At 62.2% G+C, this 16,493-nt stretch carries 18 protein-coding genes; all 18 read right to left on the bottom strand.

Annotated elements, in window-relative coordinates:
* Positions 1-9 precede the first annotated feature (9 nt).
* A complete protein-coding gene (locus tag JNO50_RS05495; RefSeq protein ID WP_189532381.1) occupies positions 10-996 on the bottom strand; it encodes an LD-carboxypeptidase in 987 nt (328 codons plus the stop codon).
* Positions 997-1,194: 198 nt separating this feature from the next.
* Positions 1,195-1,719 carry an LOG family protein gene (locus tag JNO50_RS05490; RefSeq protein WP_229804558.1) on the bottom strand — a complete coding sequence of 175 codons (525 nt, stop codon included), beginning with the start codon at positions 1,717-1,719 and terminating at the stop codon, positions 1,195-1,197.
* Positions 1,720-1,956: 237 nt separating this feature from the next.
* Complete coding sequence (locus tag JNO50_RS05485; protein ID WP_215796503.1) at positions 1,957-2,556, bottom strand: MotA/TolQ/ExbB proton channel family protein; 600 nt, start codon at positions 2,554-2,556, stop codon at positions 1,957-1,959.
* 65 nt (positions 2,557-2,621) lie between these two features.
* Positions 2,622-4,973 (bottom strand): TonB-dependent receptor, encoded by a 2,352-nt coding sequence (locus JNO50_RS05480; RefSeq protein WP_189532372.1) that lies wholly within the window; start codon positions 4,971-4,973, stop codon positions 2,622-2,624.
* Positions 4,974-5,011: 38 nt separating this feature from the next.
* Positions 5,012-5,725 (bottom strand): TonB family protein, encoded by a 714-nt coding sequence (locus JNO50_RS05475; protein ID WP_189532370.1) that lies wholly within the window; start codon positions 5,723-5,725, stop codon positions 5,012-5,014.
* A 4-nt stretch (positions 5,726-5,729) separates the two neighbouring features.
* Positions 5,730-6,137 carry an ExbD/TolR family protein gene (locus JNO50_RS05470; protein WP_189532367.1) on the bottom strand — a complete coding sequence of 136 codons (408 nt, stop codon included), beginning with the start codon at positions 6,135-6,137 and terminating at the stop codon, positions 5,730-5,732.
* 370 nt (positions 6,138-6,507) lie between these two features.
* A complete protein-coding gene (locus JNO50_RS05465) occupies positions 6,508-7,941 on the bottom strand; it encodes an MFS transporter (protein WP_189532366.1) in 1,434 nt (477 codons plus the stop codon).
* Between the two features lie 243 nt (positions 7,942-8,184).
* Positions 8,185-8,442, bottom strand: a complete 258-nt coding sequence (locus tag JNO50_RS05460; RefSeq protein ID WP_189532364.1) for an acyl-CoA-binding protein — start codon at positions 8,440-8,442, stop codon at positions 8,185-8,187.
* A 107-nt stretch (positions 8,443-8,549) separates the two neighbouring features.
* The gene (locus JNO50_RS05455) at positions 8,550-9,287 is read right to left on the bottom strand and encodes a DsbC family protein (protein WP_189532362.1); all 738 of its coding nucleotides are present in this window, start codon (positions 9,285-9,287) and stop codon (positions 8,550-8,552) included.
* Between the two features lie 19 nt (positions 9,288-9,306).
* Positions 9,307-10,461 (bottom strand): UbiH/UbiF family hydroxylase, encoded by a 1,155-nt coding sequence (locus tag JNO50_RS05450; protein ID WP_189532360.1) that lies wholly within the window; start codon positions 10,459-10,461, stop codon positions 9,307-9,309.
* A gap of 11 nt (positions 10,462-10,472) precedes the next feature.
* Positions 10,473-11,630 (bottom strand): FAD-dependent monooxygenase, encoded by a 1,158-nt coding sequence (locus JNO50_RS05445; protein ID WP_189532358.1) that lies wholly within the window; start codon positions 11,628-11,630, stop codon positions 10,473-10,475.
* 15 nt (positions 11,631-11,645) lie between these two features.
* Complete coding sequence (locus JNO50_RS05440; protein WP_189532356.1) at positions 11,646-12,944, bottom strand: aminopeptidase P N-terminal domain-containing protein; 1,299 nt, start codon at positions 12,942-12,944, stop codon at positions 11,646-11,648.
* 76 nt (positions 12,945-13,020) lie between these two features.
* Complete coding sequence (locus tag JNO50_RS05435; RefSeq protein WP_189532354.1) at positions 13,021-13,746, bottom strand: YebC/PmpR family DNA-binding transcriptional regulator; 726 nt, start codon at positions 13,744-13,746, stop codon at positions 13,021-13,023.
* An 82-nt stretch (positions 13,747-13,828) separates the two neighbouring features.
* Complete coding sequence (gene fliR / locus JNO50_RS05430; RefSeq protein ID WP_189532352.1) at positions 13,829-14,608, bottom strand: flagellar biosynthetic protein FliR; 780 nt, start codon at positions 14,606-14,608, stop codon at positions 13,829-13,831.
* Positions 14,608-14,877, bottom strand: coding sequence for a flagellar biosynthesis protein FliQ (fliQ, locus tag JNO50_RS05425; protein WP_189532350.1), 270 nt, complete (start codon positions 14,875-14,877; stop codon positions 14,608-14,610). Before fliQ ends, fliR begins: the two co-directional genes overlap by 1 nt.
* 13 nt (positions 14,878-14,890) lie before the next feature.
* A complete protein-coding gene (fliP, locus tag JNO50_RS05420; RefSeq protein ID WP_189532348.1) occupies positions 14,891-15,637 on the bottom strand; it encodes a flagellar type III secretion system pore protein FliP in 747 nt (248 codons plus the stop codon).
* On the bottom strand, positions 15,634-16,068 hold the full coding sequence (fliO, locus tag JNO50_RS05415; protein WP_229804556.1) for a flagellar biosynthetic protein FliO: 435 nt from the start codon (positions 16,066-16,068) through the stop codon (positions 15,634-15,636). The genes fliP and fliO overlap by 4 nt, the downstream gene beginning before the upstream one ends.
* Positions 16,065-16,490 carry a flagellar motor switch protein FliN gene (gene fliN, locus JNO50_RS05410; RefSeq protein WP_189532346.1) on the bottom strand — a complete coding sequence of 142 codons (426 nt, stop codon included), beginning with the start codon at positions 16,488-16,490 and terminating at the stop codon, positions 16,065-16,067. The genes fliO and fliN overlap by 4 nt, the downstream gene beginning before the upstream one ends.
* Positions 16,491-16,493 lie beyond the last annotated feature (3 nt).

Here is a 16,493-nt window from a genome sequence, read left to right as displayed (position 1 = left end):
GGATGAACGTTACTGGGCAAACGCCTCCCAGTTGACTCGCGCGGCCCGCTCCTCAAGCCAGGGGTAGCCGCCGATTTCGAGGGCATAGCCGTCTTCCGCTCCGGTCAACCGGGCATGGGCGCCGACCGGCAGCGACAGGATGTCCGGCACGTGCCCGATGGCCAGTCCATCGAGCACCGGCACATCGAGACGACGGCGAATCGCCTCCAGCACCGCCGTTATTGTATATCCGTCCGGATCATAAAAATCAGGTTTGCTTCCGGTGATCCGGCCGATCAGGACGGCCTTCTGCCGTGCCAGAATCCCCGAGTGAAACAGCTGGAACAGCATGCGTTCGATTCGGTACAGCTCCTCGCCCACATCTTCGAGAAACAGAATGCCGCCTTCGATCGCCGGCAAATACGGTGTGCCGACAAGCTGGCAGATAACGGCGAGGTTTCCCCCCCACAGGGTGCCTTCCAGATCCAGCGATTCGGACCTGCCGGTCTTGGCCTCGACGCGGAACACCGGGTTGGACAGCGCAAGACGGAAACGGTCCAGAGTGAACCGGCTCATGCGTGGCGCGCCGAAGTCGGAATTGAGCATCGGTCCGGAGAAGCTGACTATCCCGCCCTTTGCCAGCAGCGCCATCTGCAAGGCCGTGACATCGCTGTAGCCGCACAGAATCGCGCCGGACTCTTTCATGCCGCGGCACAGGGCGGGGTAATCGAGATCCCCCAGAAGACGCACCATGCCGTATCCTCCGCGAGTCGGAATCAAGAGATCCGGCATCGGCGCCCCGCCATCGGTCAGGCAGGAGAAGTCGGCAAGCCGCTCCTCGTCGGTACCGGCGAAACGGCCGAACCGCCGGTCAGCGGCGATGGCATTGTCAATGGCGAATCCGGCCTGTTCGAAACGCAACAGCGCGCGTTCGACGCGGGATGGATCCTGCAACGGCCCGCCGGAGGCAAGCACCCGCAGGCGCAGGGAAGAAGGCATGGTGGCAGTGGGGAACATGGAGAAAACCGGGTTATTGTAGCGCAAGCCAGGATAGACAGGGTATCGCCGGACGATCAGGCATCCCGCCATGCCGACTGCGGCGGGAAGGTTGCGCGCCCCCGCTCGGCAAAGAGTTTCCCGATACGCAGGATCGGCCTCGCGTGCGACTGCCCTGCCCCGCTGCAGCGCTTTCAACAATTACCGCGGAGAGCGTGCTCATGAACGGCGGTCTGCGGCAGAACTCCACTTCATCGGGGGCGGAGTGTAACGCTCGATTTTCGCCAGCAGGTTTTCCGGTGTTTCACCGACTTGCAGCATGTCGAGGTAAGGCTGTTTCATGAACCCGCAATCGACCATGCGGGCGGCGAACGCGAGCAGCGGGCCGAAATAGTCATGCATGTTCAACACGCCACAGGGTTTGGCATGCAGTCCAAGCTGTCCCCACGTCCAGGCCTCGAACAACTCCTCCATGGTGCCGGCGCCGCCGGGCAAAGCGATGAAGGCATCGGCCAGTTCGGCCATTTTTGCCTTGCGCTGATGCATGTCGTCGACCACATGCATCACCTGCACGCCAGGATGCGCCAGTTCCCGATCGACCAGATGCTTGGGCATCACCCCGGTTACATGACCACCTGCCGCCAACACACTGTCGGCGATCTCGCCCATCAAGCCGACATGCCCGCCCCCGTAGACCAGCGAGTGACCATGCTCGACCAGAAGCGCGCCGAAGGCTCGGGTCACTTCCGTGAATTCCGGCTGATCGCCATGACTTGAACCACAATATATAGCTATATACATAAAAATTACTCCACATTTTGTGGAAAACAATAGCATGACAGAAAAATAGACACAACTTCACAGCCTGACGTATCGGGTAAAAGCAGGCCAAAGATTATGCCCCGAGGCTGGCCAACCAACCTCGGGGCATGCATTGGGGAAACCGTCGCGGCTCCGCTGTCAATCCGGAATCCGAAGAACTCAGGCTTTATTGATCGATGCGCGCAGCAGCAGCACTTTCAGATGCTCGCTGATGCGATCCACGCGATCGTGAAAATGGTTGAGGAACGCAAGGCCGAACAGTGCGATCGCGATGCCGAGCGCCGTTGCCAGCAGCGCGGTGCCGATACCGCCCGACACGCCCTTGGGATCGGACACACCGGACGTCGCCAGCGTGGTGAACGTTTCGATGATGCCGAGAATCGTACCCAGAAGCCCCAGCAGCGGCGCTGCGGTGACGATGGTGTCAAGCACCCACAGATTGCGTTGCAAACGCGCCTTGAGGGCCAGGAAGATCGCGCTGGAGAGGCTTTGCACATCGTGCGCATTGGTCACGCGGCTGCGCTCTTCGATCATGCGGCGCACCGCCTGGGCCGGCACCGAGTCATGACCGATCATTTCATCGGGCAGGGTCTCCAGCGGGCCCTTGTGGCCGGTCACCAGCTCTTCGAGCTGCCGCGCGTGGCGCAGCGTGAAAATGTAGAACAACAGGCGCTCGACCGCCACGAAAACGGCCAGGGCCAGGCACACGAACATCGTGTAGAAAGTGATCTGGTGCAGGAGGGTGTAATCGATATTCATTGCTGTGCTCTCGAGAGATAAGGCGGGGGGCGAGCCCCCGCCGGTCTTGCCTTGCTGCGTCAAACTCAGAAGTCGGACGACACGGTCACGCTGACGGCGCGCGGCTGGCCGACGAGATAATACAGAGTGCTGCCGGTGAAGTTGCCGACCTTCTGGGCATTGATACCCGGCGAACTCGGCGTCCAGTAACGCTTGCTGGTCAGGTTGGTCACGCTCGCGCGCACCATCGGGTTCTTGAAGAACGCGGTGTTCGGCAACTGGTACCCCACATCCAGATCGAATGTGGTGTAGCCTGGCACCGATTCATCGTTCATCAGCGTGGCCTGTTGCTTGCCGGTGTACTTCATCTTGCCGCGAACATAGAACGGACCTTGGGCATACTGCAGGGTCAGACCGAACATGTTGTCAGGAGTCATCGGGAACTTCTTGTCCTTGATCGGCAAGGTGCCCGCACGCGTATCCAGATCCGAGGAAGCCTTGCTGTCGTTATGCGTATAGGACACATAGGCCGACACGCCATGGAACGGCGCCGTCCCCGCCTCCAGCTCCACGCCCTGGTTCACACCGTCGCCGGCATTGATGAAATAGCTGTTACTCAGCTGATCTTTCCAGGTCAGGTGACGATCCTTGTAATTGTTGCGGAACAGGGTGGCGCTCAGGTTGACGAGATCGGACTGATAACGGTACCCCAGCTCGAAGTTCACCGAGGTTTCCGGTTTCACTTCGTTAACGACAGCAACCTTGCCATTGACCACGGCGACATTGCCGTTGGTCGCGGTGTACGCGAAGTTGGGCGGGGCGCGGAAGTTCTTCACCACGCTGCCGAACACCTGGTGCGCGGGAGTCACGAAATAACGCGCGGACAGGCTCGGCAGGAACTGGTTGTAGCTCTTGGAGACCTGGTAATCCAGCATGGATGCGGCGCCGGATCCTTCATTCGCATAGTTGTTGAAATCACGCTTCACGTGCGCATAACGGGCGCCGGCCGTGACCGACAGCTTGTCATCCAGGAAAGACATGGTGTCCTGGAAGAACGGCTGCACGGCGGTGGTGATGGTTTTCCAGTCGCGGCTCTGGTACAGGGAACCGTCCGGACGGGTGATTTGGGGGGACTGCAGCCAGATATCCGTCGCAGTGCCATCGCTGTTCACCGGTACGGCAGGACCGGTCTGACGGTGGGTCGCGCGTTCCATCCAGATGCCGCCGTTGAGCGCATGCTTGTCAAGCTGGTAGTTGAGGCTAACCGTCAGACCGGGGCGCAAGGTACGCGTTACAGAACTGTTCGCCACGATAATGGTGTCCAGCGTGTCGCCGTCACCATTAAGGTCAACCTTGCCGCTCTTGGCGCCATTGGCCAGAATGGCGCCGCTTTCCTTCAGGGTTTGCTGCTGCGTGCCGCCGGTGCCGAATCCGTACCAGAAGTACGGCGACACTTTCAGCGTCGCCTTGTCGGACAGTTTGAACACGCCATTGACCGAAGCAATCAAGTTGCGGAAAGGATTCTGCGACAGCTTGTAGAACTGAGGCTTCGTCGCCACAGTGCTCTCATCCTGCGCCGTTCCTTTCACCGGAGTCAGATGGCCCGGGAAAGTGGTCGCGTAATCGACGAAATAGTCGTTTTGAAGCTCTTTCAGGGATGGGGTATAGAAATTGTGGTTGACCGCATTGTTCCAGAGCAGCGAACCATTCAGGTAGCTACCGGAACCCAGATCCAGACGGAAGCCGGCGTCGACGTGGTCGCGGCGAGCCGAGCCCAGGCCTTTCCATTTGTCCGCCTCGGCGTGCGAGAACGACACGTAGAATTTGGCCGCATCGCCCAGCACACGCCCGGTATCGAAACGCGCGAAGGTTTTGGACAGGCGGTTGCTGCCATAGGTCTGCATCACGCGTACGCGGCTCTTGTCTTCCGGATCGCAGGTCGAAAAGCCCACATTGCCGCCGGTCGCGCCGATGTGCGGCGCGTCGGTATCCGTGGAACCCTGGGTCACGAAAGTCTGGCAGAGGTTCTCGTTGTCGAGGAATTCCTGCGGGTACACGGCGAAGTTGCCCGAATCGTTGACCGGCATGCCGTTCACGGTGAAACCGATCTGATCGGCGTTAAAACCGCGCAGGTTCAGCGAACCGCCAAACAATCCGGACGCATCGGTGCTGACGGCGTTCACGCCGGGCAGCATGTTGATGACCTGATACGGGTTGGAGGTCGGGCGTTCTTTTTCCAGGGAGGAACGGCTGACGTTACTGCGCGCCCGTCCGCTGTCTTCCTGCTGAAGCAGGCCGGAACCGAGCTTGTCGCCCTCGCCGATGATGGTGATGGTTCCCAGTTCCGAGGTCTTGGCCCCGTCAGCCAGCGCACCGCTGGCAAAGACCGCCGTCAGCGCGGCGGCCAGCGTGTGACGCATCATTCGCTTAGCACTCATGTATTTCAATCCCCTTAGCAAGGCGTGTTGTCAGTGATTCAACTTGTCGGTGGCTCGTAATTGAGCTCTGTGCAAATGGTATGGGTGTCTTCCCCGGCGAAGACCGCTTCCCCGAAAGGGGGATAATCGATCGACTGCAGCAGCCGTTTGGCCGCCGTATCCAGGAGCGCCGATCCGGAGCCTTCCTTGATGCTCACCCCCTGGCTCGCCCCGCTTCGCGACACATTCACGCACACGTGAACAGTTCCGCGAGGCTTCTCGATGGCGGCCTGCCGCCCGGTCGGATAGGCTTTGCGCCCTTCGATCAGCGCCCGGACGCGCGCTTCGTAGCCATGGTTCGCCGAGGCGTTGCTGACGGGGCGCGGCGGCTCCACTCGCGGCGCTTCGGTTTTCGCGGCGGGCGCCACAGGAGCCGGCGCGGGAGCCGGAACAGGCTGGGCGGCGACCGGGGATGGCGAAGGAGCCAGTGCCTGCGGCTGCGGGGTGGCAACCGGAGTGCGCTCCGGAGGCGTCTGCGGCTGTGGCACGGCCTTGGGCGGAGGCGGCGGATCCGGCGGCAGATCCTTGATGTCGGCCAACTGGATCTCGATCGCCGGTTGCTCCGGCTTGGCATGCTCGATGGCCGGCAATGACTCAAGACCGACAATGGCCGCGATGGTCAGGGCCGAACAGCTCCAGGCGACGCCATCGCGCCACCAGGCGTTGAGCGCCCAGGGACGGGACGGCGGCGTCGTAATCGTTGCGTGAGTCATGTCCTTAGGCCTTGCGCGCGGCAATGGAAACTTTCTTGATGCCGCTGTCACGAACGATATCCATGACATTGACCACTTTTTGCATTTCCGCTTTGCCATCGCTCTTGATGATCACAGCGGCCTCCGGCTCGTGGCTGCGCTCGGACAACCTCGCCTTGAGTGAAGCGGGAGTGACATCTTCGCCGTTCAATTGCAGCTTGCCATCCACCGTCACGGTGACGATCAGCGGCTTGGCGGGCGCGGTCGATGTGGTGGCGCTCTTGGCGTTGGGCAGCTGAGTGGACAGACCGCTGGTCGGAATCACATTCAGGCTGATCAGCACAAAGAACACCAGGAGAAACATCATCACATCGATCATCGGGATGATCTCGATGCGCGCCTCTTTCCTCGGTTCCTCATCCAGAAAAAACATCTCGTCTCCTGCGTAAGTCAGTACGGCTGTGTTGCGGACGTGGATTTATAACTCACCAATATTTCAACAAACTGAAATAATCATTTCGAATTAATGACAAAAAGATGAGATGTCACGCCGACCGGCACAACGCGGGGAGGAGAAACTCATGGAGAATCAGCGGGATGGACAGTTTTCACTGTCCTTGAAAAACGCGGGACACGTTGGGGATTATTACAGGGAAGATGTTTAGAAGTGAAGAAAAACAACACACGTAAAGCAGGCCGCGCCGTCCTGGCAACTGCCCGGACGGACAGTCGCAGAAACGGCGCAACAATGATGCGCCGGATAAAACGGCACGTTCTTTCACGAAACTCGAGGCAAGCGCCGGTCAGTCCATATGCACGGCTGGAGCGCTTCCCTGCAAATGGCGCCCGTCCCCGGGCCTGAGTCTGGCAAACACCAGGGAGGAAACCAGCGTCATGATGCCCAATACGACAAATGTGGCGTGAAATGAGGGGACCAGGGCCAGCCCTTGCGCGTTGTCCGGGCGGAACAGATTGAGTACCGATGAGGCACAGGCCACACCGAGGCTGATGGACAGTTGCTGCGATACCGTAACCAGGCTATTGCCCTGACTGGCGAGCTCCGGCGGCACATCGCCGAGCGCCAGGGTGTTGCCGGCCACCAGCACGACCGCGCTGGCAGCGCCGAATGCCATCAGCAACGGCAGTGTGATCCACATCGGTGTCGTCGCCGAAATCAATCCGAGTCCCGCGGTCGCCACAGAGGTCACCAGCGTAAACCCCACCAGCGTCCGACGGAAGCCCAGTCTGCCGACCAGCGTGGGCAGATGAGGCGTTGCCAGCATGGCGGCCAGCGCCACCGGCATCATCAGTACCCCGGCGGTTCGGGCGTCGTCGCCAAAACCGACCTGCATCATCAGGGGCAGCAGCAGGGCGATGCCGCCATTGCCCAGACGGGTGACCAGATTGCCGAGCACGCCGGCGTTGTATGCCCGCGAACGAAACAAGGCAAGGGAAAACAGTGGCGCGCTGGCGCGGCGGGCGTGGCGCACATAGGCCACCAGCAGGGCCAGCCCTCCCAGCCCGAGCACGGCCACAGCCGTCAGCGGCACGCCCCCTCCTCCCACCGTTTCCAAAGCGAGCGACACGGCAACGAGCCCGGATCCGAACAGAATAAATCCCGCAACATCGAAGGGTGATCCTTCCGAGCGGAAATCGGGCATGATCGACCGGGCCAGCAGAATGCCGGCAATGCCGACGGGCAGATTGATCAGAAAGACCCAATGCCAGCTCGCCACCGACACCAGCCAGCCGCCCAGCAGAGGTCCCAGCACCGGCCCGAGCAGCGCCGGCAGTGTGACAAGGCTGAGTACTTTGACGTACTCGGTACGCGAATACGAACGCATAAGCGCAAGCCGGGCCACCGGGGTCATGATGGCGCCGCCGGAGCCCTGCACGATGCGCGCGAGGACCAGCATGGGCAGATGTGTCGACAGTGCGCAGAACAGCGAACCGGCGGTAAAGACGCCGACCGACGCCATGAAAATGCGCCGCGTGCCGTAGCGGTCGGCCAGCCAACCGCTGACGGGGATCAGCAGCGCGACCGTCATCGCATAACTGATCACCGTGCCTTCCATATCCAGCGCCGACCGGTGCAGATCAATCGCCATCGCCGGCAACGCGGTGTTCAGAATGGTGGTATCCAGCGCCTGCATGAAAAAGGCCATGGCAACCAGCCATGGCAGGGCGTGGGTGAATCGGCTCGCGGTGGAATAGGAGCTTTCCGATAAATCACTCATGTTATATTGTCCATGGTTATTTTAACACTTATGGACATATAGACCCGACAACGATCGGAAGGGTTCCGGCGAAAATGGGGGAAAATCGCCAAAACCTGTCCGTCTTGGCAGTATTTCGGAATGCTCCTAGGCGTTTACCATAGCGGAGCAGGACCTGGGAAAGGCAAGGGAATCCTTGCCAAATTGAAACGGCCGGAACTCGCAGGAGCTCCGGCCGTCCTTTATGCGGATGCGGCGAACCGGTCAGGCCATCAGGCCTTTGACCACATCGATATAAGCCTGCATGGCCTCTTCGGCGGACATGCCCTTGATTTTTTCCCAGGCATCGTACTTGGCGCGATTGATGAAATCCATCATGCCCGGGCGCTCGCCGCTGACATCGCCTTCGGTCGCCTGCTTGTACAGGGCGTACAGTTGCAGCAGCGACTGGTTGTCGGGACGTTCGGACAGGGTTTTGACATCGGCCTGGGCCTGAGTGAAGAGAGTAGCAAGATCAGACATGATCAATCCTTTGCATGGTCGAGCGGTGTAACCGTCGTTGTAATGTTAGCCCATCCCGCCCCAAGACGGCGGGATGGGCGAGATAGTACAGGAAAAACCCGCATCCATCACTTCCGGTTGAGCAGCTCCTCGATTTCACTGCGGTCGATCGCGCCGGCGACCATCTGCCCGTTGCCGAAAATCAGCCCCGGTGTGCCGGTGATGCCGAGTTTCTCGCCCAGGGCCTTGATACGGTCAAGCGGATTGGCGCAGTCCGTCGGGCCTGACAACGCGCGGCCTTCGAGCATGAAACCGCTCCAGGCCGCCACCCGATCCTTCGAACACCAGACCTGCAGTGACTTGCGCCGCGCATCGGGATGCAAGTCCGTCAGCGGGTACAGGAAAGTGTAGATGGTCACGTTGGTCACGCCATTCAGACCCTCGCGCTCCAGTTTCTTGCAGAACGGGCAGTCAGGATCGGTGAACACCGCCAGACGACGCTCGCCATTGCCGCGCACTTCCTTGACCGCCAGATCCAGCGGCAGGCTGCTCCAGTCGATGCGGTTCAGCTCGCTCTGGCGCTTTTCCGTCAGGCTGGCGTTCTTTTTCACGTCGATCAGATCGCCGATGAACAGGTATTCGGCCTTCTGGTCCGAATAAATGACCTGATTGCCCTTGAGCACGATCTCATACATGCCCTTCACGGGGGTTTTCGCGACACTGAGCACCTTGCGGTCGGCGAAGCGTTTCTGGAACGCCGCTTTCACCGAATCGAGCGATTCGGGCTCCACGGCGTTACCGGCCGAGCAGGCGACCATCTGCAGCATGAAACCGGCCATCGCCAGCCTCTTCACGATTTTTTTCATTCCATTCCTCGGTGGGAGATCAAAAGCCGATCGCATGTCGGACAAACTGCCGCTTCACCGGCGCGAGCCGGTTGGTCAACGACAGACCGGTGTTCCTCAGCCATGCCAGGCCAGGCACGTCACGGCCGTGGAACAGGGTAAACAGACCGTCGCAGGCCATTTGCATGGTGCGCACCGCTTCGCGGCGATCCCGTTCGTAGCGGCGCAGCAGCATCCAGGCGCCAGGATCGCCGGCACCGCCAATCAGACCCGCCAGCGTGGCGGCATCCTGGAAACCCAGGTTGACGCCCTGCCCCGCCAGCGGATGCACGGTGTGCGCCGCGTCGCCCGCCAGGGCCACGCGCCGGGACACCGTGGCATCGGGACGGATCAGCCGCAACGGGAAGGCGACGGCGGAGGTCAGCGTGGTGAACGCGCCCAACTCCCCGCCTCCGGCCCCCGCCACAACGTGCGCGAGCTCGGCATCGTCCAATTCTGTCAGCCGCTCCGGTTGAAAGGTTGACCATACAATCGAAATTCGGTTCCCCGCCATCGGCAGCCAAGCAAGAACACTGTCCCCGAAAAACCATTGTCTGGCGATGTTGCCGTGATGTTTTTCGCACTCGAAATTGGCGACCACGCCGGATTGCCCGTAAGGTTTAACGCTCGCCTCGACGCCGATTTCGCGCCGCACCCAGGAATTGGCGCCATCGGCACCCACCAGCAGCGGCGCTTCGAGCACCGAGCCGTCATCCAGCGTCAGCGCCGCTTTCAGTTCGGAGCGCTCAAGGCCGGCCGGCCTGGCGCCGGTCAGCCGCTCGACGCCCGGCTCTTCGCCAAGGCGCCGCCACAGCGCGGCCAGCATCCAGCGGTTTTCCGCGATCCAGGCCAATGCCTCGCTGCCGGCGTCGTGACGGTCGAATTCGATGAGTCCATGAGTGTCGCCCCGGACGCGCATGGCTTCGATGACGCCGACCCGCTCCATATCGGGCCAGGCCGACAAACTGTCCAGAAATGCCCGGTTGGCCGGACTCACGGCATAGACGCGCGGGTCCCAACCGGTCCGCAGGTCATCGAACCGCGCATCCTGTCCTTCCACCAGCGCCACGCGCCGACCTTGCCGGCCAAGCGCCAGCGCGAGACTCGCGCCAACGAGTCCGCCACCGACGACAATAATGTCGTAATGTCGAGTCATAAGATTCTCCGTCAGCGCCGGCCAGTGCCGACACCGTAAACCAGGTGTCCCGCAAACGATTTTCTGAGGCCGGGGACGCTGTCCAGCACCGCCATTCCGACGCCCCTGGCGCGCTTCATCAGCGGATTGTCCGAGTCGATCAGGCGGATCAGCCCGTGCGTGAATCCCACCACGGCATGGCTGTCGATCCGGCGGGCGCGCCGGTATGCGGACAGGATGCCGCTGGCTCCTGGATCCGCCGCGCCGCCGGCCAGCCGGATCAGCGCATCCACGTCGCGCAATCCCAGATTCAACCCCTGCGCCGCGACCGGATGCATGGTTTGCGCCGCATTGCCGATCAAGGCCACACGGCCGCTCACCACGGTATTCAGTTGCCGCAGGGCAAGCGGGAAGCAAGCCAGGTCGGACACCGAATGCAAGGGTCCCAACCGGTCGCCCAGCGCCGCGGCCAGTTCGGCGGCAAGCACGCCCGGCGCAGCGGCAAGAAGACGCTCCGCTTCATCGCGCGAGCGCGTCCACACCATCATGTACCCTTCGCCGTGCGGCAGCAGCGCCAGGGGGCCGCTGTCGGTAAAGCGCTCGTACGCCGTGCCGCCGTGCGGACGTTCCGTTACGACGCGCGCCAGCAACGCGCATTGGCGGTAATCGTGCACATGACGACGCACGCCGGGCAACGAGGTCGCCAGCTCGCCGCCCTCGGCCATGACCACCAGGCGCGCGGTGAGCATCTCGCCATCGGACAGTTGCACGGCGGCATAACCTGACAGTGAAGTCACCGACACCGCTTTGCGGCTCCAGCGCACCGCGACGGATGCGGATGCCAATAAGGCGTCAAGATGACGGGTCAGCGCCGGGTAATCCACCACCCACCCCAGATGCGCCAGATTCAGATCCGCGCGCCGGATCACCGTGCGGCCGAACGCCCCCTGCTGGGACACATGCACGGTATCGATCGCCGTTGCGCCGAGCGAGTCGCTCCATCCGCCATGCCGGGCAAGAATCGCGCGGCTCCCTTCGGAGAGCGCAATGGCGCGGGCGTCGTTCAGCGGGGCATGCTCGGCACGGGCCTCGACAAGAATGACGCGCCGCCCCCGGGCGGCGAATCCCAGCGCGGCGAGCGCGCCGGTCGGGCCACCGCCCACCACCACCACATCAGCATGATCCGTCATCGCGTTTCCTTTCATTCAATCCCGTTCACTCATCAGGGCTTCGATGGCCTCCACGGTTTTGGGTACATCGCGGGTATACGCCTCTGCGCCCGTCTCCGTGACCAGCACATCGTCTTCGATACGGATGCCGATGTGGTGGAAGGCTTCCGGCACGCCGGGTGCCGGACGGATGTAAAGCCCCGGCTCGACCGTCGTGCACATACCGCTTTCAAAGCGCCGGACGCCACCCGCGACATGCCGCCTGCCGACGTCGTGCACATCCAGTCCGATCATGTGGCCAATGCCATGCATGTAGAACTGTTTCCAGGCGCCCGACTCCAGCACGCCGTCGAGCGAGCCGCCCAACAATCCCAGATCGAGCATGCCCTGCGCGAGAATCGTCAGCGCGGCGTCCGCCGGCGCGGTCAGCGGCGCGCCGGGCGAGATGGCGTCAATGGCGGCCATCTGCGCGGCCAGCACGATCTCGTAGACATCGCGCTGCGGCCCGGTGAACCGGCCATTGACAGGAAAAGTCCGGGTAATGTCTCCGGCATAGCCCTGGTACTCGCAGCCGGCGTCGATCAGCAAAAGATCGCCGTCGCGAAGCACATCGTGATTTCCCACGTAATGCAGGGTGCAGGCGTTGGCGCCTCCGGCCACGATGCTCTCGTAGGCGGGCTGGCGCGCTCCATGCCGCATGAAATGCGCCACGATCTCGGCTTCGACCTGATACTCGAAAAGTCCCGGGCGCGCCGTCCGCATCGCGGCGACATGGGCGCCGGCGGAAATGCTTCCGGCCTGCCGCATCAGCGCGATTTCGTCCGCGTCCTTCACGAGGCGCATCTCGTCGATGGCATCCAGCACATTGACGCACACGGACGGCGCCGACACGCCCTGGCGCTCCCGCAGACGCACCGACTGGAGCCAGCCCGCGACACGGGCGTCGAAGGCCGGATCCTTGCCGACCGGCCAGTGGACGGCTTCGCGGCCGGCCAAGAGGTCCGGCATGCGCTCGTCGAGCTCATCGATCGGCCAGGCATCGTCGAAACCGAAGCGCTCGGCGGCACCGGCCGGGCCGTGGCGGAATCCGTCCCAGATTTCGCGCTCCGGATGCTTTTTCCGGCAGAACAGGCCGGATCTGCCGGTTCTGCCATCGAGCACCAGCAGGGCCTCCGGTTCGGAGAAGCCGGTGAGGTAAAGAAAGTGGCTATCGGCCCGGAACGGGAAAAAACAGTCGGCGTTACGGACGCGCTCCGGCGCGGTAGGCAGGATCGCGACAGCGTCGCCCAGCGAAGCCAGAAGGCGCAGGCGTCGCTCACGGTGCGGTGAGGCCATGAAAACTCCCGGAAACCTATAAAAAAAACCCGCGCTGCCGGGCACCGCGGGTTCCTCGAGTCGTGTCGCGCGGCGATTATTCCTCGATCACCGCCGACGTGTATACCTCCTGGACATCGTCCAGATCTTCCAGCGCGTCCAGGAGCTTTTGCATGCGTGCGGCATCATCTCCGGTCAGCACCGTTTCGTTTTGCGGCCGCATCGTCACTTCGCCCATTTCGGCCTTGAAGCCCGCGGTTTCCAGCGCGGCCTTGACGTCGGTGAACTGGTACGGAGCCGTGATCACTTCGATGGAGCCGTCGTCGTTGGTCACCACATCGTCGGCGCCCGCCTCCAGGGCGGCTTCCATCAGGGCATCCTCGTCGACGCCCGGCGCGAACACCAGGTAACCGCAATGGGTGAACTGGAAGGCCACGCAACCGTCGGTGCCCATGTTGCCGCCGTATTTGGAGAAGGCGTGGCGGACATCCGCCACGGTGCGCGTCTTGTTGTCGGTCATGCAATCGACCATCACGGCCGCGCCGCCGATGCCGTAACCTTCATAGCGGATCTCGACATAATCGACACCTTCCAGGTTGCCGCTGCCGCGATCCACCGCGCGCTGGATATTGTCCTTGGGCATGTTGGCGTCAAGCGCCTTGTCGATGGCCAGGCGCAGGCGCGGATTGGTGTCCGCGTCACCGCCGCCGAGGCGCGCCGCCACGGTGATTTCCTTGATCAGTCGGGTGAAGACCTTGCCGCGCTTCGCGTCGGCGCGTTCTTTCTTATGCTTGATGTTTGCCCATTTGCTGTGGCCAGCCATAATCGCCTCAGTCTTGCGAGAATCGAAATCGGGTCAGTTTAGCAGAATCCGAAGCCGGGGGCAGCCCCGCCCTTTTCCGCTGTCAACCCTTCTTGCCGAGCATGAGCAGAATAAAGGCGAAGCCCTGTCGGTAGATCTCCTCCACGGCGGGAACCAGAAGCGGCAAGACCAGGTAGAGCGTGCCAAAGCCGACGAACAGCGTCAGCGGAAAGCCGAAGGAAAAGATGTTGAACTGGGGGGCGGCACGAGTCATCACCCCGATGGCGAGGTTCACCACCAGCAAGGATGTCACCACGGGCAGGGACAGCCACAAGCCCCAGGCGAAAATATGCCCGGCCCACTCGACAAGATGCCGGTAGGTCAGCGCATCCACGCTCTGCCCGATCGGCAGGCGCACAAAGCTTTCCGCGAGGGTTCCGATCAGCACGTGATGTCCGTCGAAACCGAGAAACAGCAGAAAGGTCATGGTCGACAGCAATTGGGAAACGGCGGGCACCTGGGCCGAGCGCAGCGGATCGAAGGCCACCGCAAAGCCCAGCCCCATCTGGTTGCTCATCAGCAACCCGGAAAACTCCACGGCGCCCATCACCAGGCGCATCACGAATCCCATGGCAAAACCGATCAGGAGCTGCTGCGCCAGAATGATGCCGCCCGCTCCGGACACCACCGGCACCGCCGGCATCGGGGGCAGGATCGGCACCAGCAACACCGTCAGCACCAGCGCGAGCCCGGCTTTGAAGCGGCGCGGCACCACGCGGGTGGAGAAAAGCGGATCGGCCATGAACAAGGCGACGATCCGCGAAAATGGCCAGACAAAACCCGCGATCAGCGCGTTGATCTGAGTGTCGGAGATGGAAATCATCAGCCGATCATGGAAGGAATGCTGTGATAAAGGCGCGTGGTGTAATCGATCAGCGTATTGATCATCCATGGCCCGGCCAGCACCAGCGTAAGAAACAGCGCCAGCAGCTTGGGAATGAAAGTCAGCGTCATTTCGTTGATCTGCGTGGCCGCCTGCAGCACGCTGACCAACAGGCCCACCAGCAGGGAAACCAGCAGAACGGGCGCGGAGACGATGATCAGCATGTACATGCCGCCCTGCATCAGATTGACGACGGATTCCGGACTCATGGCCTCTCCTTGGTCAGCCGGTGTAGAAACTCTGGACCAGCGAGCCCATCAGCAGGGTCCAGCCATCCACCAGCACGAACAGCATCAGTTTGAAGGGCAGCGATATCAGCGCCGGCGACACCATCATCATCCCCATCGCCATGAGGATGGTGGCGACCACCAGATCGATGATCAGGAACGGGATGAATACCATGAAGCCGATCTGGAACGCCGTCTTCACTTCGCTCATCACATAGGCGGGAATCAGGGTCTTCAGGGAAACATCGTTGCGCGTGGCCGGCCGGGGCGACTGGGAAATTTCGATGAAGAACGCCAGATCCTTTTCCCGCGTCTGGCGCAGCATGAAGGCTTTCATCGGCTTGGACGCTTCGTCCAGCGCCTGCATGTAATTGATCTTGTCCTCGGAAAACGGCACCCAGGCCTTGGCGTAGACCTGATCGAGGGTGGGCCCCATCACGAACAGCGTCAGAAACAGCGACATGCCGACGATGATCTGGTTCGAGGGCGCCGTCATGGTGCCCATCGCCTGACGCAGCAGGGACAGCACAATGATGATGCGCGTGAACGAGGTCATCATCAGCAGCATGGCCGGGATGAAGCTCAGGCTCGTCATGAACAGCAGCATCTGCAGGCTCAGCGAATAGGTCTGGGCCCCGCCCGCTCCGGGCGTGCTGGTCATCAGGGGCAGCCCCGCCGCCTGCGCCGCGAGGGGAAGCAGGGCCGGCAGGGCCCCGAACAGCAGTCGTGTCGCTCGTTTCATGACGTGGGGGAATCCGGGCGTTTGCGTGTCTTGTCGATGGCCGCCTTGAGCCAGCGGGCGAAAGGATCGGTCGGCAGCAGCACCTCGCCGGGAGGCGTTTCGGAGCGCGGCATGCGCGACAACAGATTGATGGCGTGCGCGGTGACGCCCAGCACCAGCCATTCCTCCCCCACCTCGACGATGACCACGCGCTCCTTCTGCCCGACCATCAGGGCGCTGACCAGCTTGATGCGGCCGGGCAATCCGCCCCCCATCGCCCCCGAGAAACGCCTAAACAGGGCGGCCGCGCCCAGGATCAACGCCAGGACGAGCACCAGGCCGAACAGCACCTGCGCGAGGCTCGCCACCGGCGAGGGCGCCACGGCGGCGGCGCTTTGCGCGGCGACCGCGAATCCCGGCGCCAGCGCGAGCAAGAATGCGGAGCGCCTCACTTTTGCAGCCGCCGGATACGTTCGGCCGGGGTAATGATGTCGGTCAGACGGATACCGAACCGGTCGTTCACCACCACCACCTCACCCTGGGCGATCAGACAGCCGTTGACGAGGACATCCATCGGTTCGCCGGCCAGACCATCGAGCTCCACCACCGATCCTTGCGCCAGTTGCAACAGGTTGCGGATGGCGATCTTGGTGCGCCCCAGCTCCACCGTCAACTGCACGGGAATGTCCAGAATCATGTCCAGATTGCCCGGCACGGGAGCGGCCGCCTCCTCGTGCCCCAGCTCCTGGAAAAGATTGCTGGCGGGCACCGGTTCCTCCGCCGTCATCGCGGCATCGGATTCGGCCTGCTCGGCCATGGCCGACGCCCAGTCGTCCATGGAGATTTCTTCGGAACCGTCTGCAGCAGTACTCATGGT

The sequence above is a fragment of the Paludibacterium paludis genome, from assembly GCF_018802605.1.
Taxonomy (GTDB): domain Bacteria; phylum Pseudomonadota; class Gammaproteobacteria; order Burkholderiales; family Chromobacteriaceae; genus Paludibacterium; species Paludibacterium paludis.
Note: the sequence above shows the minus strand (reverse complement) of the source record. Positions and strands in the feature narration are given on the sequence as shown.